Origin of the sequence: Paraburkholderia sp. GAS82 (assembly GCF_050436285.1) — a bacterium.
GTDB classification, from domain to species: domain Bacteria; phylum Pseudomonadota; class Gammaproteobacteria; order Burkholderiales; family Burkholderiaceae; genus Paraburkholderia; species Paraburkholderia phenazinium_B.
Genome location: NZ_JBNDLX010000002.1, coordinates 727,623 through 751,468, shown reverse-complemented (window position 1 = coordinate 751,468; position 23,846 = coordinate 727,623). Strand labels below are relative to the sequence as shown.

The following is a 23,846-nucleotide window of genomic DNA, read 5'->3' as shown; positions in this document are numbered from 1 at the left end:
GATATCCATGACACGATCCCACGTCGACGCATTGCTAGACGGCAATCGCGTAACGCTGGCGGGCTACGAAGCCAAACACTTCGGCTGGTCGGTGAACGCGAAGGTCGCGACCATCACGTTGAACCGTCCCGAACGCAAGAACCCGTTGACCTTCGAATCGTATGCCGAGTTGCGCGACCTGTTTCGCCAGCTGGCATACGCAACCGATGTGAAGGCAGTCGTGATTCACGGCGCGGGCGGCAACTTCTGCTCGGGCGGCGACGTGCACGACATCATCGCGCCGCTGATCGATCTGCCGATGCCGGAGTTGCTGCTGTTCACGCGTATGACCGGCGATCTCGTGAAGGCGATGCGCCACTGCCCGCAACCTGTGATCGCCGCCGTCGACGGCGTCTGCGCGGGTGCAGGGGCCATTCTCGCGATGGCCTCCGACTTGCGTCTCGGCACCGCGCGTAGCAAGCTCGCGTTCCTGTTTTCGCGTGTGGGTCTGGCCGGCTGCGATATGGGTGCGTGCTCGATCCTGCCGCGCATCATCGGTCAGGGACGCGCGTCGGAATTGCTGTTCACCGGCCGCTCGGCAAGCGGTGACGAAGGCTACGCCTGGGGCTTCTATAACCGTCTGTGCGAACCCGATGCGCTGCTCGACGAAGCCGCCAAACTCGCCGCCGAGCTCGTCGCCGGGCCGACTTTTGCGCACGGCATCACCAAGAAGATGCTGCACCAGGAATGGAGCATGAGCATCGACGAAGCAATCGAATCCGAGGCGCAAGCGCAGGCCATCTGCATGAGCACGCATGATTTCGAACGTGCTTACCGTGCGTTCGCGGCAAAGACGCGTCCTGTGTTCGAAGGAGACTGAATTGAGCTCTTCCGGCAAGACCGATCTCCATAGCGCGCTGGCGTGGCCATTCTTCGAAGACCGTCATCGCGAACTCGCGGCTGGCATCGAAGCGTGGTGCAGCGAGCATCTCGCTGACGCGGAACATGGCGGCGATGTCGACGCAACCTGCCGTCGTCTCGTGCGCCAACTGGGTGCTGCGGGCTGGCTGAAATACGGCGTCGGCGGCACTGCATATGGTGGGCACGGCGACACCATCGACACCCGCGCCGTCTGCCTGTTGCGCGAAACGCTTGCCAGGCATTCTGGTCTCGCCGACTTCGCGCTTGCCATGCAAGGGCTCGGCTCGGGAGCGATCTCGCTCGGCGGCACGCACGAACAGAAGCAGCGATATTTGCCGCGGGTCGCGAACGGCACGGCCATTGCCGCATTCGCACTGTCGGAACCGGAAGCAGGCTCGGACGTCGCCGCGATGGCATTATCCGCGCGAGAAGACGGAGACGCCTATGTGCTGGAAGGCGACAAGACCTGGATATCCAACGGCGGAATCGCCGACTTCTATGTCGTGTTTGCCAGAACCGGCGAGGCGCCTGGCGCACGCGGCATCAGCGCGTTTATTGTCGATGCCGACACGCCGGGCCTTGAAATCGCCGAGCGCATCGACGTGATCGCACCGCATCCGCTCGCGCGCCTGCATTTTGCCGGCGCACGCGTGCCGCGCAGCCAGATGCTGGGCGAACCCGGCGAAGGCTTCAAACTGGCCATGCGCACGCTCGATATTTTCCGCACCTCGGTAGCAGCGGCATCGCTCGGCTTTGCGCGCCATGCCATGGCCGAGGGTCTCACGCGTGCAGCCTCGCGCAAAATGTTCGGCCAGACGCTCGGCGATTTTCAACTGACCCAGGCGAAGCTCGCGCAGATGGCGCTGACCATCGACAGCAGCGCCCTGCTCGTCTATCGCGCAGCCTGGTTGCGTGACCAGGGCGAAAGCGTCACACGCGAAGCCGCAATGGCAAAGTGGCACGCCAGCGAAGGCGCGCAGCAAGTGATCGACGCAGCGGTTCAACTGTGGGGTGGTATGGGTGTGCAAAGCGGCACCGCTGTCGAAATGCTCTATCGCGAAATTCGCGCTTTACGCATCTACGAAGGCGCAACCGAAGTGCAGCAGCTGATCGTGGGCCGTGACCTGCTGAAGGCACACGCTGCCGCCCAACAGGACAGCAAGAGCAAGCCATGAGCGCCACGTTCGACATGCCCGTACGCATCCGTTTCGCGCATTGCGATCCGGCCGGCATCGTGTTCTTTCCGCAATATCTCGTGCTGACGAATGCACTGGTGGAAGACTGGTTCACCGAGCGCCTGAAAATCGAGTACGCGCATATGATCGGCCAGCGCCGCATCGGCTTGCCGATCGTCAAGCTTGATTGCGAGTTTTCGCGGCCCAGCCGCATGGGCGAGACAGTCATGCTCACGTTGACGGTGAACTCAATCGGCCGCCGTTCGATCCGGATCGGCATTGTTGGCCATTGCCATGACGAAGTGCGCTTTCGCGCGCATCAGGTGCTGGTAACCACTTCGCTCGAGACCGGCCAGTCCATCGATATTCCCGACGACATCGCGAGCGCGCTCGCGTCCTTCGCTCCACCGCCTGCCCTCATCGACGAGCCACGCTCATGAAAAAACCTCTTCTCCCCGCCAGCTGGGTCAAACCGCGCGGCTACGCAAACGGCGTCGCGGCCGTCGGGACGCAAGTCTTCATCGCCGGGCAGATCGGCTGGGATGCCGAGGCGCGCTTCACGTCAAACGACTTCGCGGCTCAGGCTATTCAAGCCTTGCGCAACATCGTCGCCGTGCTCAACGAGGCCGGTGGCAAGCCGGAACACCTGGTGCGCCTGACCTGGTATGTGACCGACAAGCGCGAATACCTCGCGGCGCTGAAGGACATCGGCCGCGCGTTTCGCGAGCTGATCGGCGACTACGACATCGCCATGAGCGCGGTGCAGGTCGTCGCGCTGATCGAAGACGAAGCCAAGGTCGAAATCGAAGCCACTGCAGTGATCCCCCACGAAGCCAGCTAACCGTCCGGGAGAACCTCATGGAACCGTCAGCTCACGTCGATACCTTTGCCCGCGATCATCTGCCGCCGCAGGATCAGTGGCCGGTGTTTCTGCTCGACAATCCCGACATCGCGTACCCGGCGCGTTTTAACTGCGCGACTGAGTTGCTTGACCGCACGATCGAGGCTGGACACGGCGAGCGTCCCGCGATCTGGTCGGACGTAAATGGCGTGCCTCAAGCGACTACCTATCGCGAACTGCTTACGCTGGTGAATCGTAGCGCACATGTGCTGGTCGATGAGATGGGGCTGCAACCGGGCAACCGCGTCTTGCTGCGCGGGCCGAATACCTTGCAGATGGCAGTCGCCGCATTGGCCGCGCTCAAGGCGGGACTTGTGCTGGTGCCTACGATGCCGCTGCTGCGTGCCAAGGAACTCAAGCAGATCATCGATAAGGCGCAGATCAGTGCCGCCTTGTGCGACACACGTCTGACCGAGGAACTCGAGCGTTGCCGTAATCCACAAGACGAGTATTTTTGTCCGGATCTGCAGCAGATCCGCCTGTTCCACGACGATGCTCCGGACTCCCTGGAAACACTTGCCGCGAGCAAACCAGAACACTTCAGCGCCTGCGATACCGCAAGCGACGACGTCTGCCTGATCGCCTTCACCAGCGGCACAACAGGCTTACCCAAAGGCTGCATGCACTTTCATCGCGACGTCCTGATGATGTGCGACCTGTTCCCGCGCCACGTACTCAAGCCCACCGCTAGCGACGTGTTCTGCGGCACGCCCCCACTGGCCTTCACGTTCGGACTCGGTGGTCTGCTGTCCTTCCCGCTTCGCGTCGGCGCTTCTACGGTGCTGATCGAGAAGCTCACACCGGAGACGTTACTGCAAACCGTCGAACGCTTTCGCGCCACGATCATGTTCACGGCGCCGACCTTCTATCGGCAGATGGCGCCGCTGATACCGCGCTTCGATATCTCGAGCCTCAAGAAGACCGTCTCCGCTGGCGAAGCGCTGCCCGATTCGACACGGCGGCTATGGCGCGAGGCAAGCGGCATTGAAATGATCGATGGTATCGGCGGGACCGAGTTGATCCATATTTTCATTTCAGCCGCGGGCGCGGAGACCCGGGCACATGCAATCGGACGCGCCGTCCCCGGATATGTCGTGCAAGCCGTCGACGATGCCATGCGGCCCGTGCCACCCGGCACCATCGGAAAGCTTGCCGTGCGCGGACCGACCGGTTGCCGCTATCTGGCCGACGAACGGCAAGCGAAGTTCGTGCGCGACGGCTGGAACCTGCCTGGCGACTCTGTCTATCTGGACGCCGACGGTTACGTGTTCTACCAGGCACGCGCCGACGATATGATCGTCTCCGCCGGCTATAACATCTCCGGTCCGGAAGTGGAAAGCGTGCTGCTGCAACACGATGCGGTGGCGGAATGCGGCGTAATCGGTGCACCGGACGAAACGCGTGGCCAGGTCGTCAAAGCGTTTATCGTCCTCAATCCCGGCTATACCGGAGACGACAATCTGGTCGCGCAATTGCAGGATTTCGTGAAGAATAGCGTTGCGCCGTACAAATATCCGCGCCTGATTACTTTCGTCGATTCACTGCCGCGCACCGAAACGGGCAAGCTCAAACGGTTCGCCCTGCGCACCCTGTAATACGATGTAGCCTCACGTTCTTCCTTCCGCAACCGTGTTGCATGGGACCGATGTAGCGCGCTGAAGCGCGAACTCTGGTCAACAGGAGACAGGCATGTCCGCGTCATTCATCGAAGTCACCGCCCACGATGGCGGCCGTTTCAACGCTTACGTGGCGCGTCCCGCGCAAGGCTCGGGGCCAGGACTCGTGCTGCTGCAGGAAATCTTCGGCATCAACGACTTTATGAAGTCGATGGCCGACCGCTTTGCAGAAGAGGGGTACGTGGTGCTGGTGCCCGACCTGTTCTGGCGGATCCAGCCAGGCGTCGTGCTCGGCTACGGCGATGCCGATATGCAAACCGCGCTCGGTTACCTGCAACGCTTCGACATTGACCGCGCGATAGGCGACATCGAAGCAACCATCGGCGCGTTACGCGCGCTGCCGGAGCAGGCAGGCAAGGTCGGCACAATCGGCTACTGTCTGGGCGGCAAGCTCGCCATGCTAAGCGCAGCCCGTACCGACGTGGACTGCGCAGTCAGTTATTACGGCGCCGGGCTCGAAGCCTATCTGGACGAAGTGCCCGCCATCCGATGTCCGATGGTGTTTCACTTCCCTGAACAGGATGCGCACTGCCCGCCCGAGGTTCGCGAGCGCATCGGCAGCGCGCTGAAGACCCGGCCACAGATCGAGCAATACGTCTACGCGGGATGCGATCACGCCTTCGCCAATCCCTCACGCAAGAGCTACGACAAGCCCGCCACGATGATGGCGTACTCGCGCACCCTCACGCTTCTGCGCAAGGTGCTGGGGCCGGTGTACGACCTGAATACGCTGTGGGAACAGCACTGCTACTACGAGTTCGCCACGCGCGACGTGGACGCGGTCATGCCGACCATGGTTGCACAACCGTACGTCAATCACGTTCCGACGATGACGGGCGGCGTAGGCCACGACAACCTCAAGCGCTTCTACACGCATCACTTCGTTCATTCGAACCCTGAGGATACGAAGCTGATTCCGATATCACGGACGATCGGCGCGGACCGCATCGTCGACGAATTCGTTTTCAGCTGCACGCATACATGCGAGATCGACTGGCTGCTGCCGGGTGTCGCGCCCACCGGCAAGTATTTCGAAGTGCCGATGCTGGCTGTGGTGTGCTTCCGCGGCGACAAGCTGTACAACGAGCATATCTACTGGGATCAGGCGTCGGTACTCGTGCAGGTGGGGCTGATCGATCCGGCAGGGCTGCCGGTGGCGGGTATCGAGAGCGCGCGCAAGCTGCTTGATGAGACGTTGCCGTCGAATCAGCTCATGGGCGCGAAGGCAAAGGCGTAAGGGGCATAGCGCGCAAAAGCAGCGCGCTCAATCCACCAACCCGACCTCAAGCGTGCGCTGATCGATCCGCCCATGATCGTCGATCGCCCGCACGCTGTAACTACCCGCCGTGCGCGGTTGCCAGTAAAGCGCCGTGCCCGGATCGCTACGGCCCACATACGCGTCGTTGACGAACCAGTACAGCGCATGCGCATCGGCATCCGTGGTGGCATTGAAGGCGATACGCTCCTGGCCAAGCTGTTTCAGACGCATCGCATAGACACTGCCACGCACGGGTGAAGTGATCTGCGGCGGATCGCCATCCGGCGTGCCCGCATTACGGCACTCCGGATTTTGCGGTGGCTTGCGGCGCGGGATACCTGCTTGCGCAAAAACCTGCTGCAGATCGGACGGCCAGAATTCATACACTTCTTCGTGCGTGCGCTTGCCCGTATAAGGCGGGCACGCCGGCAGACCGCTCGCATCATCGATCACCACCGGACGATGCACATTGCTCACGCGGATCGGCGACTTGCCTGGAATAAACCACGTCCAACCCTTCTCTGGACACCATTGATTCGGCAGCTCGCCGCTGGCAAGGCAGATCTGCACGCGTTTGACGTTACCCGGCCTGGGCCGGAATGGCTCGGCAAGCTGCGGACGTTCGGCTTCAAGCCCATCGACGATCTGGAAAAACAGCGGCGCAGCTGCATCCACGCCAACGAATGCCTGATTGCTCGTGCTGTCGAAATTGCCCACCCAGACGATCAGCACATAAGGACCAAACACGCCTGCGGTCCACGCATCGCGAAACGCCCATGACGTGCCAGTCTTCCAGTACACCGGCAAATGCGATGGCTGCGCCCCGGTGGTTTCGTCCGGCCGCAGATGCTGACGCAGCATATCCATGACCATGAAGCTCGCCTCGTCGCTCAGCATGCGCGTACCCGGTACCTGAGGATCGCTGGCGAGCAGGCGCAGCGGTTTCAGTTCGCCGCGATTGGCGAGCATCGCATAGAGGCCGGCCAGATCCTGCATGGTCACCTCGCCACCGCCGAGCACCAGCGCGAGCCCATAGTGCTGCTCGCTCGCCAGATGCCCAATGCCGGCCTGCTGCAGGAACTGATACAGATCGGGCTGATGCAATTGCGACGCCACCCAAACCGCCGGAATATTGCGGCTGCGGTTCAGTGCATCGGTAGCGGTAATCGGCCCGAGGAAATGGCCGTCGAAATTCTCCGGCGTGTACGGGCCGAACGAGGACGGCACGTCGCGCAGCACGGTCTGCGGATGCAGCACGCCCTGGTCGAAACCGAGTGCATAGATAAACGGTTTAAGCGTCGACCCCGGCGAGCGCCGCGCCAACGTTCCGTTCACCTGACCTTGTATCGAGCGGTTGAAATAATCAGCCGAACCAACCATCGCCTTGATGCCCATGTCGCGCGTATCCACCAGCATGGCGGACGCGTTGCGAATCCCGATCCCGTTGTTACGTGCAACGTAGCGGGTAATCTGCCGCTCGAGGATGTGCTGCAGATCCAGGTCGATCGTCGTCCGCAGACGCGATTCGTGATCTTCGCCGTCGATCTGTCGCGCCGCCAGCAGTTGCTCCACCGCATGCGGCGCCTCGAACGGCAGGCGCGACAACGGCCGGATATTCAATGGCAACGCAAACAGCGGTTTGAGCGAAGCATCCTGCGGATGGCCCGCCAGCCAACGCGCGTACAGGCGGTTGCGTGAAGTCGTGAGCTGCGGGTTGATCACGCCATCGGCACCCGCCGGCCCTCGCGTCGGCACACGCGGCAAACGGCGCGCCGGGTCCTGCGGAATCACTGCCAGCGTCAATGCTTCCGGCAAGCTCAACGCGCCCACCGACTTGTTGAAATACGCGATGCTGGCCGCGCCGGCCCCCTCGACGTTTCGGCCATACGGCGCATCGTTCAGATACGCCTCGAGAATCTGCTGCTTCGAATAGAACAGCTCGAGCTGGATCGCGCGCCCCACCTGCTTCAGCTTGCCCCATGGCGTGCGCGTATTCAGTTGCCATAGCGAGCGCGCCAGTTGCATGGTGATGGTCGAGCCACCCTGCGGGTTGCCGTGCCGCACGTAGGTCACCCACGCGCCGCGCGCGAGGCCGTACGGATTGAAACCGGGGTGCCAGCGATACCAGCGGTCTTCGTGCAACAGCACTGCGTCAACCAGTTGCGGCGACATATCCTTGAGCGGCACCCACAGGCGATAGCGATCGTCGCTCGCCAGCGTCAAACGCAACAGGCGGCCGTGATCGTCGTAGAAGGCAGTGGAGGACGGTTTCCATCCCTGCAGCGAAGGATGCGGCCAGAGACGGCAACCCGCCAGCACGCCCACGACGAGCAGCGCGCCGACCAGCCAGTTCTGCCAGCGGTGCAGCCAGCGGCCACACGCATGCAGCAAGGAACGAAGTAAAGACACGATGATGAGATTCGCAGAAAGCTGGAACAGCGTCGCTTGCCGGGCCACACGTCATCGGCTTTAGCTTCAGACGTGTGGCCGCGGGATTACGGTGTGCGTACCACCGTTAGCGTAGCGCCTCCTGGCGAACGGGCCTGGATCCGGCGATCGTACATCGACTCGCCGAAAGCCGGCGGCACGATGAAGGTGCCGGCATTGCTGGCCTTGATGCGATATACGAACTCCTTGACGTCCGGCGTCGCGGTTCCGTAGATCACGACGCGGTCTTCGCGGATATCCGCGTACTCGGGCTGCCAGGTCGAGCTCGACAGACCGATCGGCGAGCGGTACGGCGCAGCCTTCGCGTCGCTGCTGTCACTGTTATTGTCGCCGTTGTTGTTGTCGCTATCGCTGCTGTTGTTATCGCCCTGGTTGGCCTGATCGCCTTGATCCCCCTGGCTGGACTGATCGCCCTGACCGCTCTGCGCGTTGCTGTCGTCCGTCTGGCTGTCCGCAGCAGGCGGAGGCTCGATGACCGGCTCAAAACCGCCCGGCAGCAGATCGACAATCGCCACGTTACCCACGCCCTCGTCGCCCGTCGCGCGAATCTTCACGTGAACCTCGATCTCCTCGCCCAGTGTGATCTTGTCGAGCGGTTTGCCGTTGGTATCGGTGTAGTCGCGCACGATCTCGAGACCATTCTTGATCGCCTTGTCCGGCACGCCACGGTCGTAGCCCGTCTGACTGCTGACGCGCCACGCCGGCAAGCTGCTACCGTTGACGAAACGCAGCTTCGTAGCCGCCGCACTCCAGCTACCCGATTGCAACAGGTTGCCCTGCAGCGTCGAGATCGCCTTGACGCTGCCGTCGGCGTGGACCTCGTCGATCACCAGCTTGTCGACACCGGTTGCGTTCAAACTGCCGTACGCATCGAGCGCGAGCACCGTCATGGACGACGACAACGTATTGAACTGATTGCGCGCCAGCGGCCCGGCGATGTTCTCCATCACCTGCGGCGAGAGCCCCTTCGCCCGGTCAGGGAAGTACTTCGACAGGAGATACAGCACGCTCGCATCGCGTGTCAGCGGATCGGTGTAGTAACCATACTCGAACTTTGCGGGATCCTGCTTGCGTTCCAGTTCGCGCTGCGGACCTGCGATCAGCGTGTTCGCCTCCTTGTCCTGCTTGAGCAGTTCGTAGGACGCAGCCAGCCACGCAGCAGCAAGATCGTTCTTCCAGTCGTTCGGGAACGCTTCCTGCAAACGTTTCTGCACCGCTGCCAGATCGTTGGTCGTCACATTCCCCTGGCGGGTCAGCAAGTAGACCGCATAGGCACGCTGGCGCAGCAAGTCGAGCGTATCCAGACTATCGTCGCTCGCGAGCTGATGCAGATACTGGTTGCCTGCGTCGAGCACGTCGCCCGGCACTGCGACACCCCGATCGCGCGCCTCCAGCAGGAAGTGCATCGCGTACGCCGATATAAACGGCTCAGCATCTGGTGTCGCTGACCACAGTCCAAACCCGCCTTGACTGTTTTGACGCGTACGCAGCACGTCGAGCGCTTGCGCCAGCGCCTGGTCGTTGGTGACTTGCGGGTCGCCGTTAGCGGGTTGCAGCGCGTGTGTCAGTGCTGGTACCGACGGCCACTTCGACGCAATCAGCCGCGGCATCGCCGCGCTAACGATCTGCTCGCTGCAGTAGTTCTGCACGTTGACGAGCCACGACGTCAAACCTTCCGACAACACCACCGGCACCGTAGAGATGCTCGCATCGCGCGATGCATACGCGTCGTACATCTTGCGCAAGCCTGGCAGATCCGCGTTGCTGTTAGCGCCGACGCGGGCAATATCGACCTGCGAACGATACGCGGCAGCCGGCCGCACAGACAGATCGAGACTCTGCGCCGCCGACTTGCCTGCGTAGCTCGCCGTAAAAGTGAGGTTGCCCGAGCCCAGCGTATCGGTCGCCTTAACGCGGAACAGCGCCACGCCCTCATGCATCTGCGCGAGGCTCAGGTTCTGCGATGCATTGCCGAGCACCTTCAACTGCGGACCGGTCTTCAGCGTCACCGTCACAGGTACCGGCTTGTCGCCGAGGCCCGTGAGATTGTTGGCCACACCCACGCTGACCTCGGCTTCGTCTCCCGGCGCCAGCATATTGGGCACGTTCGGCGACAGCACGAAGTCGCCGCGCACCGTGGTGGCCGCTTCAACAGTGCCCACCAGATCCGGCGATACCGACACCGCCATCACCCGCAGCTTGCCGTTGAAGTAATCGGGCACGGTATAGCTGACGTCCTTCTCGCCATCCACATCGACGATCCCCGACCAATACACCACCGGCTTGTCGCGTTTGCGCTTGAACGGGTTGAGCTGACTGCCGATAGCATCGTCCGCATCGCCGCCGGGCGCCGCCATCGCCACCAGCTTCTCGAAGTCCGGCAAGATCAGATCGAGAATCTGCGAGGTGCCCACTTCGAGCATGCGCTTGCGGAAGAAGAACTTGAGCGGATCCCCGAGCTTATAGCGGGCGACCTGCAGGATGCCTTCATCGACCGCAAACACCACGACCTTCGTAGGATGCGCCGCGTGCAGCTTGAACGTCGCCGTCTGTCCTGGCTTGACCAGCGGCGGCGCATCGAGCGTGAGCGCGTTACGGCGCGCGTCCATGTTCACCGAGAACGGCACGACGCCATAGCTCAGCGGGCTCATGAAGATCTCGTCCGACGACGGGTCGCGGATGTACTGCACGTTGATATAGCCGTTGCCCTCGAAGCCCGGCGGCACGGTGATATGTTGCACCGAGCTGGTGGTATCGGCATGGAACCACGCGTGCGCGTAGACCTTGTCGCGTTCGATCGTAATCAAACCGCTACCCGCATACGGCGCGCGAATCGCAATCTCCACTGGCTCGCCCTGGGCATAGTCATGCTTGCTCAGGTTGATCTGCAACTCTGCATTGCGGTCCAGCGAACGCGACACGTTCGCGTCGCCCGCCACCGAATATTCGACGCGATTCACTTCCGTTCGATCAGCACTCCGGATAATCAGCGCGTAGTTGCCCGGCTTGTCGGTCGGCAGCGTGTAGTCGAGACCCGCGGCCGGAATCGTCAGCGGATTTTCGCTGATCGGCACTTCCTTCAGACGCGAGTCGTACTTGTAGACACCCGAATCCTGCTTGGTCAGCACCGATACATAGCGCCGCTCGACCAGTTGCGCCTTCAGGTCCTTCAGATCGATCGATTTGGCCTGCGGATTGATCGCGACCAGATGCACCGTACGCGGACTGCTGCGCTTCACGTAGGAGAGATCGTCGACCGACTTGTAGCCGACCAGCCAGTCGTCGCTAGACACAAGCGTCTGTACGTTCGCGGCCACGCTGCGGCCACCGTCCGCCTCATACGCTTTGGTCAGGAAATACAGCTGATAAGTCGCATCCGCGTATTTCTTGAGGTCGAGATCGAACTCGGCGTGTCCCTTGTCATCGGTCTTGCCGTCCTGCAGATTGGTGGTGTAACCCTCCTGGGCGCGTCGGACGTCGAAGAAATGATAGTCCTGCCAGCTGCGGAATTCCGGCCATACCGGACGCAGCGTCAACGAAGCCTCGACGCGCCGGTCAGCCGCCGGCGTGCCGAACAGATTCTGCGCGTCGACGATACCCTTCAACTGATCCGGCTTGACCCACCCTTCGGCCACCTGCGACGAGAGCTTGGCTTCGACCTTCATGCGGTCCGGCAGAAACTCCTTCACTTGCACCGTGGTCGAGCCGATCGGCTGATCCGTCGCCTTGCCATCCTTGACGATATACAGGTTCACCGTCCACGCGCCGGTCGGCGCCGTTTCGGAAGGCGTATACGCCAGCTCGCTAAAACCGGAGTTGTCGATGCTAATCGGCATGCGCTGAACCGTGATGCCGCGCGGATCGACGATCTCGGCCTGTAACGGCACGCCGGCCGGGCTACGCGCCCAGCTCGCCGCGCGTACGATCAGGCCGATATGGAACAGATCGCCCGGCCGGTAAATGCCGCGGTCCGAAAACAGATAGGCAGACAGTTGACCTTCGCTGGTCGGGTTGCGCTCGCCGCCCACGTCGAAGCGCGAGAAGTCGAGCTGGCGGTCCTGGCCGCCCACCGGCAGGAACGACAGGTCATCTTCCTTCTTCACGACGTATAGCGTCGGCCGCTTCTCGTGGTCCAGTCCCTTGAAGGTCGGGAAGTGCACCATGCCATCCGCGGTGGTGTCCTGGGTGTACAGCGTCTGACCATTGAGCGCCAGCACCGACACCGTCGCACCAGCGACCGGTTGCCCGGTGTGGATCGACTGCACGAAGACATCCTGGCTTCCGTCGAGCGCGCGCTTGACGAGCATGCCGAGATCCGTGACCACGATCATGCGCGTATCGGTCGGCGACTGGTCGTCGCCGTTGCTGCTGTCGTCGCTCGAGTCGCTGTTGGCGTCGCCGTTGTCATTGCCGGAGTCGTCACTCGAACTGGCGTCGCCGCTGGAATCTTGACTCTTTTCCTTGGCGGCTTTTTCAGCCGCCTTCTTCTCGGCGACCGGATCGTAGGCTGACAGATGCAGCAGGAACACGCCGCGCTTGCCGTCCTTCAGATATTGACCGAGGTCCACTCCTTCGTAATGCGCCTGACCCGGACCGGCCTTCGGAAACGCCCGCTTCTCCTCGAAGCGATCGACGATATGGTCCTCGCTGAAGTTGTAGCCGAGTTCCGGCTTGGTATAGGTACCTTGATTGAAGCTCACCAGATGCTGCAACTGGTCCGGCAATACGCGACCGATCTCCACCTTCATGCCGGGCAAATTGCGTGACACCACGGAAATCCGTTTGCTGCCGCTCAGCGACAACAGCGAGCCATCCGCCATGAAGTGCAACAGCTTCGGATAGTCGGGCACCGTGAAGGCCTGAACCGAAGGCTTGCCGAGCATGTAACCGCCGAACGACTTCAGCCCGGAAGCAATCCGCACATAGACGCGCTGTCCCGGGTCGGCGTGGAACTTGAAGCTTTGCAGTTCCGCGAATTCGTTTTCCGTCGGCACCAGTTCGAGTTTGAGCGGCTGCGACTGACGCAATACACTCTCGCTCACGTCCGCGGGGTCCCACTCATACGGCGGATCGTCGTCCTTCTGGTCCACGTCCGGCTTGCGTTTGGGTAGCACCCAGGCCTTGATCACGCCGCTCATATCGCTGCCGCGCACGGCGCCGCTGAGTTCGGTGACGAGGACCTGCTCCGGCTCGTAGCGGTCGTTGTCGACCAGCGTCGGAGTCACACTGTTGACGGCGAGACTGTAAAGACCCGGCACCCGCACCACCGACTTCAAAGGGTCTTTGGTGCCCCCACCGCCGCGCGAGCTGCGCACGCCGCTATCGAGCGTGAGTTGCACCGCGCCGTCGTCGCGCGGCAGGTCGAGCGGCTGCGAGTGCACCCACGCGTTCAGTTTGGCCGTGTCGTAGATCACGGTGAATTTGAGCGGCGTGTTGAACTTGCCGTCGCTACCGGCGAGCGCCAGCGAGATGCGCTTTTCGAATTGCGCCGTGTCGACCGGGTAGTTGAAGCTCACCGGCATGATGGTCTTTTTCGCCGCCGCGTTTTGCGGATCCTGATAGAACTCGGCGGCACCCGCCTTGGCGATGAACGGTGCGATGTCGAAGGCCAGATGGTCGTCGGCCATCAGCACGTGCGGGGCGAAAGCCTGCTTGATATCGAACGCCAGTTCGATATGCGCACCAACCGGCCAGTCCGCCGCGGGCACGAAACGCAGTGTGCGATCGTCTGCCCAGCTCCACTCGCCCTTCAGCGCCGGCGTCATGGTGATGCCTTTGGTGACTGTCTTGCCGACCAGTTCGATCGGCGCGGCCGAGCGCGAGAAGTCCACTTCCAGCGGATGAATCGTAATCTTGGGCGTGCCATCCGCCTGCACATAATCCGTGACAGCGGGCACCTTGGCCTGGAAGGTAATCCGTTCTGGTTCAGGGGCTTTCGGACGATGCGAATACCAATGCCAGCCGGCCGCTGCCGCGACCACCAGCACGATGGCGCCGAGCAAGCCGCCGGCGAAGTGCCGGGGGCGGCGGCGGATCGCGGCGCCCGTGGCCGGCGCCCATGCGGGAGCCGACCACGAGACACTGCCGAAGACCGGCCGCGTAATCTTCGCGATAAGGCGGAACAGGCCGCGCACCAGACGCAGCGGCAGAACGAACAGAAATCGCAGAATATCCATGCTTCCCTCATCAAGGATAAGCTTGCGGCTTCTTATCCCCGTTTCCTCTTGCTTTTGTTAGCGCTAGTTTTATTGCTGCTCGATTCGTGCTCGTGCTGCCGGTGCCTGACGCGGACGCGGTAGAAGCAACTTCAGCCGGTTATTCGCCCAGCTTCGCGTCGACGCATCCCGTGCTGCTGCATTCACGTTCACGCTCGCGCAGAAAGGCAATGCGCTGCTGCGTCATGTCCGTTGCGCACTCGAGATTGACGAAGTAGCCCTCGTCCTTTTCAAGGCTGCATCGGGCATCGCGCTGGCTGAGCCATGCGAGTTGTCCGTGCTTGAGCGTCGCCTGTTCCGCCGGGTGCAAGGCCTGCTTCACGCGGTCGTATTCCTGGTTCAGGTCGCGGTCGGACTGGGAGAACTGCGTGCTCGAGCAATACACCTGGTCAAATGCATTGCGGGGCTTGGCGCAACCGGCTGCGTGAGCCGCCATCGAAAATGCAGCCAGCAGTAACGGCAAAACGATTTTTTTCATGCTCAATGCATCCTTTAGATTAAAACGAAGGTTTTTTTATCATTAACGGGTACAGCCGAAAACCGGCGCTTCTTCGTCGCGTCCCATAAATCTATTCCAGCTGCATTAATGGCTTTCATGGACACACCAATCACCTCCGCGTATTGCAGCGGGTGCGCAGGTTTCAATATCCAGTTGCCAGTTTCTAACGCAAATCTCCCGGGCAGATTATTCACTAAAGCGCGGCACCTGGGATAGAGCCACTTTCAATATTGATTGTGACGACCGCAATCGTTAAACCAAAAAACCACAATAAAGCGCGGGTAGGGCAGAGCTCACGTGCAGATGAGTCAAACCCATCGCCTGATATCCGGCGCCGTGAATTCGATGCATGAAGCCTGTGCTTTTGCTTCTTCCCGGACACGAACCGCCTGGAAGCCGACCGTGGGTTCTAAAAGCGCCCCGTCCAACAGAGCTATCATGTGGCACTCCACAGGCCCGGATCCCCTATGCTGACAGTCCATCATCTGAACAACTCCCGCTCGCAACGAGTCCTGTGGCTGCTTGAAGAGCTCGGCGTGCCGTACGAGATCAAACGCTACGAGCGCGACCCCAAGACCATGCTGGCGCCGCCCGAATTGCGCGCGGTCCACCCGCTCGGCAAGTCGCCGGTTATCACCGATGAAGGCCTCACGATCGCCGAATCGGGCGCTATCATCGAGTATCTGGTGGACCGTTACGGCCAGGGCCGCTTCGCACCGGCAGTTGGCACGCCTGAGCGTTTGCGCTATACATACTGGCTGCACTACGCGGAAGGATCGGTGATGCCGCCTCTGCTGCTCAAGCTGGTGGCAACGCGGATCGGCAGCGCACCGATGCCGTTCTTCGCCAAGCCGATTGCCCGCAAGATCGCCTCGACGCTGCAATCGAGCTTCGTCGATCCGCAGATCAAGCTGCACCTTGGCTATATCAACGACGCACTCACGCCGACCGGCTGGTTCGTCGGCAACGAGTTCAGCGCCGCAGACGTGCAGATGAGCTTCCCGCTCGAAGCCGGCGCCGCGCGCGGCGGAGTTGACAACATTGCCGCGATTCGCGGTTTTCTGGACCGCATCCACGCGCGGCCGGCGTATCAGCGTGCGCTGGAACGTGGCGGCAAATATGACCTGCTGAGTTGAGCGCCCCCGCCGGCGCGAACGCTCGCCGACGGACGCTGCAACCCGACTACGGAGACACACCGCATGACCCATAACATCGACGCGCGCAAACGCTGGCTGGCCCTGATGGTCCTGTGCCTCGGCGTGCTGATGATCGTGCTCGACTCGACGATCGTGAACGTCGCGCTGCCGTCGATCGCCGCGGATCTCGGCTTCTCCGAGACCTCGCTGGTTTGGGTCGTCAACGCCTATATGCTGACGTTCGGCGGCTTCCTGCTGCTCGGCGGCAGGCTGGGCGACCTGTACGGCCATCGCAAGCTGTTTCTGGGCGGCATCACTCTCTTCACCGTGGCGTCGCTCGCCTGCGGCATGGCGAATTCGCAGGTGCTGCTGGTTTGTGCGCGCGCGGTGCAGGGCTTCGGTGGTGCGGTCGTGTCGGCTGTTTCGCTGTCGTTGATCATGAATCTGTTCACCGAACCGGGCGAGCGCGCCAAGGCGATGGGGGTTTATGGCTTCGTGTGTGCCGGTGGCGGCAGCATCGGCGTGCTGGCAGGCGGTCTTCTGACCAACCTCTTGAGCTGGCATTGGATCTTCCTGGTCAATCTGCCGATCGGCATCGCCGTTTACGCCATGTGTATCGCGCTGTTGCCCAATGGCCGCGGCAGCGCGCACGGCGAACGACTCGACGTAGCAGGCGCGGCGACGATTACCGTTTCGCTGATGCTCGCTGTGTACGCGATCGTCAATGGCAACGAAGCGGGATGGCTGTCGCTGCAGACCATCGGCATGCTGGTCGCCGCGCTGGCGCTGCTGCTCCTGTTCCTGCGCATCGAAGCGCGCGTGCAGCATCCGCTGATGCCGCTTGGTCTGTTCAAGCTGCGCAACGTCGCCGTGGCGAATGTCGTCGGCGTGCTGTGGGCGGCGGCGATGTTCGCATGGTTCTTTATCTCGGCGCTTTATCTGCAGCGCGTGCTCGGTTACCGGCCCATGCAGGTCGGGCTCGCTTTCCTGCCTGCCAACCTCATCATGGCGCTGTTTTCGCTTGGCTTGTCCGCGCGGCTCGTGATGCGTTTCGGCTTGCGCTTGCCGCTCGGCGTCGGCTTGCTGCTGGCCGCCGCTGGACTTGCGTGCTTCGCACGGGCGCCGGTTGACGGCAGCTTTATACTCGACGTGTTGCCCGGCATGACACTGCTTGGGCTCGGCGCAGGTATCGCGTTCAACCCGGTTTTGCTGGCAGCGATGAGCGACGTGGAGCCGAGCGAATCCGGTCTCGCGTCGGGCATTGTCAATACCGCGTTCATGATGGGCGGTGCCGTGGGTCTCGCGGTGCTCGCGAGCGTTGCCGCGGCGCGCACGGATGCGCTGCAGGCATCTCAAGGAACGGTGGCCGCACTGAACAGCGGCTACCACCTCGCCTTTCTGACCGGAGCGGTTTTTGCAGCAGTGGCGGCGCTGTTCGGCGCTTCGTTGCTACGCGCCAACGGGCAACAGAACAACGCTCATGCGGAGGCGGCTGCCGAGTGACGAAATCCCGGCTGCACCCGCCTGGATATCCGCAGTGAGCCCTGCTATTTCGCGGGCGGCGTGCCTGCGTGTCGCAAACGCTCAACACCTTCGGCAATTGCAAGCACCACCTGTTGCCCGTCCCGTTCGCGGATGCTGATCGTCTGGTCGCGTTCGTCGCGCGGCCCGACTGCGACGAAGATCGGCACCTGCATTTCGCGCGCGTCGTAGATCTTCTTTTCGAGCCGTTCCGGCCGGTCGTCGAGGACAACTCTCACGCCGGCCTCCTCAAGCGCCCGCACGACCTGCGAAGCATACGCGGCGCTTGCATCGTTGATCGTCGCTACCGCAACCTGGTCCGGTGCCAGCCACATAGGCAGCCGGCCTTCGTGATGCTCGAGCAGCAGGCCAATGAAACGCTCCATACTGCCGAGCACCGCGTGATGGATCATCACGGGACGCTCGCGTTCGTTGCGCTCGTTGACATAGAGCGCATCGAGCCGCTCCGGCAGGACGAAGTCGAGTTGAACCGTGCCGCATTGCCAGCTACGCTCGCGGCTATCGATCAGATGGAATTCCAGTTTGGGGCCGTAAAACGCCCCCTCTCCCTCGCGCACCTCGAACTGGAGTCCAGCCGCGAAAGCGGCTTGCGCAAGCGCTGCTTCGGCTCGATCCCATACTTCATCCGAGCCCGCACGCACATCGGGACGCGTCGCCAGCGCCACTGAAAATGCAGGGAATCCGAGGTCAGCATAGACGTGCCGCAACAGATCGCAAAAGCGTCCGACTTCAGCTTCGATTTGCGCTTCCATACAGAACACGTGGGCATCGTCCTGCACGAATGCGCGCGTACGCTTGAGCCCTTCCAGCGAGCCGGAGGGTTCATCGCGATGACAGGCGCCAAACTCACTATAACGTACCGGCAACTCGCGGTACGAACGCACGCGCTGATTGAACACCTGCACGTGACAAGGGCAGCTCATCGGTTTGAGACAGAGCGCACGCGCTTCGGAGGCGCTTTCTTCACCGCCCGTTTCGTGTCCTTCGGAGAACGAATACATGTTCGAGCCGAATTTTTCCCAATGCCCGCTGCGTTCCCACAACGAGCGGGCGAGCAGTTGCGGCGTGCGGATTTCGCGGAAACCCGCGCGCCGCATTCGCTGGCGAATGTAGTCCTCCAGCACGCGGTATAACTCCCAACCGCGCGGATGCCAGAAGACCATGCCGGGGCCTTCCTCCTGTTGGTGGAAAAGGTCCAGCCTGTTGCCCAATACACGATGATCGAGGTCGTTCACAGTACGCTCCGTTTGATGTGAGCCATCGACGGAAGGCCGTAAACGCCAAGAGCCCCGTCCGTCTCCGGCGGGGCCCTTGGGGGTTTGCAGCAGCTTGTTGCTCTAGCGCGCGCAACCTCCAGACGACCCGCCCATGAGGGTGGTCGTCGTGGTGGTGACAGGCGCGAAGGAGAACGAAAAGAGGTCCATGAGTCGACAATAAACGATCTGTTGGTGAAACGTCAATCGACACTTTCGGAATTGCTTGCCGCCCCGCTTATCGCAGGCTCCACTTCAAACGCCTCGCCGGTGGCGAAAAAAGTCCCGCCTGCCACGTAGTGACAGGTGCGCAGATCCGGATCGTCACCGAAATGCCAGCGGTTCTTCGAATAGACACGGCTATCGGCGTACGCCGCCACCACTTCGCCGATAATCAGATCGTGGCGCTGGCTGTCGTCGGGAATCACCTTGCATTCCATCCACGTGATGCAGCCGGCTAGCATCGGCACGTCGATGCGCTCACCCGGAAACGTCTCCAGACCGAATGCAGCGAACTTGTCGAGATCGTTGCCTGGCGTCGAACCGACCGCAAGCGTTTGCCGGGCGAATCCGCGGCTCGGCAGTTGCAGGCCGAACACGCCGCTCGCTTCGATCAGTTGCCGCGTGAGCGTGCGGCTGTCGACCACCACTACGATTTTCGGCGGATTGAAATCGAGCGGCATGGCCCACGACGCCGCCATGACGTTCGTACGTCCGGCGTGCGCGCTGGTGATCACGGTGACTGGACCGTGATTCAGTAACTGGGTCGCCCGCGATAGTTCAACTGCTTCTCTCGTGCCTTTCATATCTGCCTTCATCGTGCGAACAGTTCATCGGTTCGTGCGGCGTGTCTGCGTATCGAATCCGAGCCAGATGGCATTCTAGCCAAGACGTGGGTCGCCCGTGTCCAGCGGCGCCACAACGTTTCGATACGCATCGAAGCGTGCGGCCTCCGCGAGCCCCTATGATGGAAACATCGCAGCCACTAGGTTGCATGGGATCGGAGTCGCGCGCTAAAGCGCCGGCGCCGATCGACAGGAGATCGACCATGTGTGCCCAACCGAATATCGCGTCCACCGCCTTCCTGATCGCCGACCCAGCCCGCGCCAGCATGCTGATGGCGCTGGTCGACGGACGGGCACTGCCCGCCGGCGAGCTCGCCTATGCGGCCGGCGTGACCGCGCAGACCGCCAGCACGCATCTGGCGAAGCTGCTGGCCGGGGGACTCGTCGAAGTGGAAGCGCAGGGCCGACACCGCTATTACCGGCTCGGCGGGTCGCACGTGGCATTGCTGCTGGAAAACCTCGCGTCGATCACGCCGCCGAGCCGCCCTCGTATCAAGCCGCTCAGCGCGGACGCCAGGAAGTTGCGCTTTGCACGCTGCTGTTACGATCATCTGGCCGGACAACTCGGCGTTGCGGTCACTCAGGCGTTGGAGCGGCGCGGTGTGATCGTAGCGGCAACCGACAAGCAGTTCGAGGTCAGCCCCGCTGGAATGGACTGGTTCGCCCGGATGGGGTTGAACGTGCCTGATTTGCAACCCACGCGCCGAGGTCTCGCGCGCCAGTGCCTGGACTGGTCGGAGCGGCAGCATCATCTGGCTGGGCCGCTCGGCGTGCAATGGATGAAGCTGCTGTGCGCGAAGGGCTGGTTGCGGCGGGTCAAGGCAACGCGTGCGGTACAGGTGACGCCGCAAGGCTGGGCGTGGCTAAAAGACGAATTGGGTATCGAAGGAAGGCTGGGGGAACTCGCCGTCGACGACAGACGTGTGGAGGTCGTGCCCGAAGCGTAGACACGATGAAAGTTGAGTGACGCGGTGCGTCACCGGTTTGCTGTCGAGATGCGCCATCGCAATCCGTGGATGGCGCATCACGGCCGCACGTGAATTAGCTCTTCTCGCCGTGCTCAGGTTCCAGCGGTTTGTGCTGCTCCCCACCAAGCCCCGGAAAGAACGCATTCCACGCCGCGCGAACGCCTTCGGCTGCGGTTGCCTCGGCGCTGAACGACTCGCTTTCGCCGGAGCGGGCCGGATCGGAGGAAAGCCCTCTCCAATGCGTGAATACGAGCAGCGGCTTTTCGCTCCACTCGCTCTCGCCGAACTTCGCAAACGCCGTATCGCCGCTCACTAGCTGAACCTCGTACCAGCCGTCACGGACGGGCGTATAACGGTCCAGCGGAAACCACGCGGTCGGTCGAATATCCATCATGTCCTCTCTGAATGAACGAAGGTTCGTCACGAGAGAACATAAGGCATTCTTCATGCCCGAGGCAATGCCGAATACGGCCAGTGAGGTGTGAGTCCGGTGGGATAAGCGGTGGCATGGACATCGCAAAGCCGGGACAGCGTGCAGGCGAGCTTCAAGCGTTCTGAGATCGCGTAAAGACAACGCGCCGAGCGTTTCAACAAAAGTAAAACTTACACGACGCGAGGCCGTGGGCATGCTCGCGCGTTCACGCGTTCAGGTCTTTAGGTCTCCAGGTCTTCGCACCTGCAACACGCCGTCTCGGACGCACCGTGCCCGCCACCTCGCTTGCACATCGCGCCAGCGAACGGACCGCCGTCTCAATCTGCTCCGCCGACGTATTCCCATAGCCGATCACAAGCCCGTTGTCTTCGTCTTGCGGCTGTAACGTGAACCCGGAAAGCGCACGCGCGCTAATCTGTTGCTGCTGCGCAAGATCGACGACCGCGCGATCCGATATGTGCGGCGGCAGTCTGAGCGTCAGATGCATGCCGCAATTGCCGCCGAGAACCTGCGCCGGTTCGAAGTGCGTAGCCAGCGCCTCGCGCAACGCCTGTTGCCGCTCACGGTAAAGCCGCCGCATCCGCCCCAGATGGCGGCCAAATTCGCCGCTTTCGATAAAGTTCGCCAACGCCCACTGCTCAAGCCGATGACCGCCGCGCAGCATTTCCTGCAACGGTGTGCGCGTCTGCGCCACCATGCTGCGCGGTAGCACGACAAAGCCGATCCGCAGCGCCGGAAACATCGTCTTGCTGAACGACCCGACATACAAAACCGGCGCGTCGGGCACGAGCCCCTGCATGCTGGCGATCGGCTCGCCGGTGTGACGGAACTCGCCGTCGTAGTCATCCTCGATCAGCCAGGCGCCCGCACGCCGCGCCTGCGCGATCAGTTCGAGCCGCCGCGCCACCGAGAGCACGGCGCCCGTCGGATACTGATGCGCAGGCGACGTATAAATCAGTCTGGGTGGGCTGACGCGCCACGCATCCGCCGGCACGTCCATGCCTTCCTGATCGACACGGATCGGCACGGTTTTCAGATCACCCAGGTTGAAGGCCGCTTTGGCGCCGCGATAGCCGGGATCTTCGACCCATGCGATATCGCCGGGATTGGTGAGCAGCCTCACACACAGGTTCAACGCTTCCTGCGCGCCCTCGGTGATAACCACCTGAGAGCCGTCGCAACTGACGCCACGCGCCACGCGCAGATGCGCGGCAATGGCGTCGCGCAAGGCCGGCTCGCCGGCGGGGTCGCCGTAGCCGAGCAAATGCGGCAACGCACGCTCCATGGCGCGCTCGAGCGAACGGCGCCAGGCACCTAGCGGAAAGCGATCGAGCGCCGGGGTGCCCGGCATCAAAACAGCCATCCCGCCCGGATGCGGCCGGAGCGCGGCGAACGGCTCGAGCCGCGCCGCGTAGGCAACCTCGGCGGTCGCCATATCCGGGCGCGCGTCGACGCGCGATGCAGGGCTGGATAGCGGATTCACGCGCGTGCCCTTGCGATCGGCGAGCACATAGCCCTCTGCGACCAGATGGTCGTACGCGATCAGCACCGTGTTGCGCGAGACGCCGAGTTCTGCCGCGAGCAGCCTCGACGACGGCAACAAGGCGCCTGCCGGCAGCCGCCCGGCCAGAATCGCCTGCTGCAGACGCCCGATCAACTGCTTCTGCAGCGGCACAGGCTTGCCGGCCGGCGTGACGGCGTCATGCGCCAACGGCCCTATGATTTCGATCATCGTGTATCGACCTACCCTGTGGACCTATCAAATACTGCTATCGTGGATCTTTTTAACATACCACGTTTGCCGTATTGTCTCTCCTGAATGCAAGCAAGCCAGGAGAAAAAAGTGGAACCACGCCTCAACGAATACAAGCAGCCAATCGGCTTTGACTTACCAGACTGGAAGGGCGCTCAGCTACCCGGGCGTGAGCCGCTCGTCGGACGCTATTGCCGGATCGAGCGGGTGGATGTGGAGCGGCATGTCGAAGACCTCTACGAAGCCTATAGCACCGCCACGGACGGTCGCGACTGGACCTATCTGGCCGTGGGGCCGTTCCAGAGCCTCGAAGCGTATCGCGAACACCTGACGAAGGCCGCGACGCTGGCCGATCCGATGCACCATGCAGTGATCGATCTCGCAACCGGCAAGGCCGTCGGCACATTAGCCTTGATGCGCATCGACGCGCCCAATGGCGTGATCGAAGTCGGCCACGTCACCTACTCGCCGCGTCTGAAGAGAACCCGTATCGCCAGCGACGCGATGGCGCTGTTGATGACCTACGTGTTCGAGGACCTTGGCTACCGGCGTTTCGAATGGAAGTGCGATTCGCTCAACGCACCATCGCGAGCAGCGGCGCTACGGTACGGCTTCAAGTTCGAAGGAATCTTCCGCCAGGCGATCGTCACCCGTGGACGCAATCGCGATACCGCTTGGTTTTCCGTCATCGACAGTGAATATCCGGCGGTACGCGAGGGTTTCGCGCAATGGCTCGAGCAGAGCAATTTCGACGCCGAGGGTAATCAGCGCGAAAAGCTTGCGGATCTGATTGCACGGCGGCGAGCGGTAGCGGGCGAGGCGGGCGCCTGAGTTCGGTGCGTCG

At 62.2% G+C, this 23,846-nt stretch carries 17 protein-coding genes; 10 read left to right on the top strand and 7 right to left on the bottom strand.

Translation table 11 applies throughout. From position 1 onward, the window contains the following. Positions 1-7: 7 nt before the first annotated feature. The 6 genes from P3T17_RS09810 (at position 8) to P3T17_RS09785 (ending at position 5,889) form a co-directional block, all read left to right on the top strand. The gene (locus tag P3T17_RS09810; RefSeq protein WP_429406287.1) at positions 8-859 is read left to right on the top strand and encodes an enoyl-CoA hydratase family protein; all 852 of its coding nucleotides are present in this window, start codon (positions 8-10) and stop codon (positions 857-859) included. A gap of 1 nt (position 860) precedes the next feature. Continuing rightward, a complete protein-coding gene (locus P3T17_RS09805; RefSeq protein WP_429406285.1) occupies positions 861-2,075 on the top strand; it encodes an acyl-CoA dehydrogenase family protein in 1,215 nt (404 codons plus the stop codon). Then, the gene (locus P3T17_RS09800; RefSeq protein ID WP_429406283.1) at positions 2,072-2,515 is read left to right on the top strand and encodes an acyl-CoA thioesterase; all 444 of its coding nucleotides are present in this window, start codon (positions 2,072-2,074) and stop codon (positions 2,513-2,515) included. Before P3T17_RS09805 ends, P3T17_RS09800 begins: the two co-directional genes overlap by 4 nt. Next, positions 2,512-2,916: a RidA family protein gene (locus P3T17_RS09795; RefSeq protein WP_429406281.1), complete on the top strand. Its 405-nt coding sequence runs from the start codon at positions 2,512-2,514 to the stop codon at positions 2,914-2,916. Before P3T17_RS09800 ends, P3T17_RS09795 begins: the two co-directional genes overlap by 4 nt. Positions 2,917-2,933: 17 nt before the next feature. Next, a complete protein-coding gene (locus P3T17_RS09790; RefSeq protein ID WP_429406280.1) occupies positions 2,934-4,571 on the top strand; it encodes an AMP-binding protein in 1,638 nt (545 codons plus the stop codon). Positions 4,572-4,665: 94 nt separating this feature from the next. Beyond that, complete coding sequence (locus P3T17_RS09785) at positions 4,666-5,889, top strand: dienelactone hydrolase family protein (RefSeq protein WP_429287231.1); 1,224 nt, start codon at positions 4,666-4,668, stop codon at positions 5,887-5,889. Between the two features lie 27 nt (positions 5,890-5,916). Here the strand turns inward: P3T17_RS09785 and pbpC are convergent, their stop codons facing one another. From pbpC to P3T17_RS09770, 3 genes are all read right to left on the bottom strand, one after another. Beyond that, the gene (gene pbpC, locus P3T17_RS09780; RefSeq protein ID WP_429406278.1) at positions 5,917-8,319 is read right to left on the bottom strand and encodes a penicillin-binding protein 1C; all 2,403 of its coding nucleotides are present in this window, start codon (positions 8,317-8,319) and stop codon (positions 5,917-5,919) included. Between the two features lie 86 nt (positions 8,320-8,405). Continuing rightward, positions 8,406-14,534 carry an alpha-2-macroglobulin gene (locus tag P3T17_RS09775; RefSeq protein ID WP_429406277.1) on the bottom strand — a complete coding sequence of 2,043 codons (6,129 nt, stop codon included), beginning with the start codon at positions 14,532-14,534 and terminating at the stop codon, positions 8,406-8,408. Positions 14,535-14,673: 139 nt separating this feature from the next. Next, positions 14,674-15,051, bottom strand: coding sequence for a lysozyme inhibitor LprI family protein (locus P3T17_RS09770; protein WP_429406275.1), 378 nt, complete (start codon positions 15,049-15,051; stop codon positions 14,674-14,676). Positions 15,052-15,539: 488 nt separating this feature from the next. Here P3T17_RS09770 and P3T17_RS09765 point away from each other — a divergent pair, with 488 nt between their 5' ends. Further along, positions 15,540-16,208 (top strand): glutathione S-transferase family protein, encoded by a 669-nt coding sequence (locus P3T17_RS09765; RefSeq protein ID WP_429287234.1) that lies wholly within the window; start codon positions 15,540-15,542, stop codon positions 16,206-16,208. 63 nt (positions 16,209-16,271) lie between these two features. Beyond that, on the top strand, positions 16,272-17,711 hold the full coding sequence (locus tag P3T17_RS09760; protein WP_429287235.1) for a DHA2 family efflux MFS transporter permease subunit: 1,440 nt from the start codon (positions 16,272-16,274) through the stop codon (positions 17,709-17,711). A gap of 44 nt (positions 17,712-17,755) precedes the next feature. Here P3T17_RS09760 and thrS read toward each other — a convergent pair whose 3' ends face one another. Continuing rightward, complete coding sequence (thrS, locus tag P3T17_RS09755; RefSeq protein ID WP_429406274.1) at positions 17,756-18,985, bottom strand: threonine--tRNA ligase; 1,230 nt, start codon at positions 18,983-18,985, stop codon at positions 17,756-17,758. Positions 18,986-19,206: 221 nt separating this feature from the next. Further along, entirely contained in the window at positions 19,207-19,809 is a 603-nt protein-coding gene (locus P3T17_RS09750) for a flavin reductase family protein (protein ID WP_429287237.1), read from the bottom strand. Between the two features lie 242 nt (positions 19,810-20,051). On the opposite strand from P3T17_RS09750, the gene P3T17_RS09745 reads away from it, so the two are divergent. Beyond that, complete coding sequence (locus P3T17_RS09745) at positions 20,052-20,795, top strand: ArsR/SmtB family transcription factor (RefSeq protein WP_074267164.1); 744 nt, start codon at positions 20,052-20,054, stop codon at positions 20,793-20,795. A 94-nt stretch (positions 20,796-20,889) separates the two neighbouring features. On the opposite strand, the gene P3T17_RS09740 is transcribed toward P3T17_RS09745, so the two are convergent. Next, the gene (locus P3T17_RS09740; protein ID WP_429406272.1) at positions 20,890-21,210 is read right to left on the bottom strand and encodes a hypothetical protein; all 321 of its coding nucleotides are present in this window, start codon (positions 21,208-21,210) and stop codon (positions 20,890-20,892) included. Positions 21,211-21,454: 244 nt separating this feature from the next. Continuing rightward, on the bottom strand, positions 21,455-22,981 hold the full coding sequence (locus tag P3T17_RS09735; RefSeq protein WP_429406270.1) for a PLP-dependent aminotransferase family protein: 1,527 nt from the start codon (positions 22,979-22,981) through the stop codon (positions 21,455-21,457). A gap of 111 nt (positions 22,982-23,092) precedes the next feature. Between P3T17_RS09735 and P3T17_RS09730 the strand changes: the two genes are divergently transcribed. Then, positions 23,093-23,833, top strand: a complete 741-nt coding sequence (locus P3T17_RS09730) for a GNAT family N-acetyltransferase (protein WP_429406267.1) — start codon at positions 23,093-23,095, stop codon at positions 23,831-23,833. Positions 23,834-23,846: the final 13 nt, after the last annotated feature.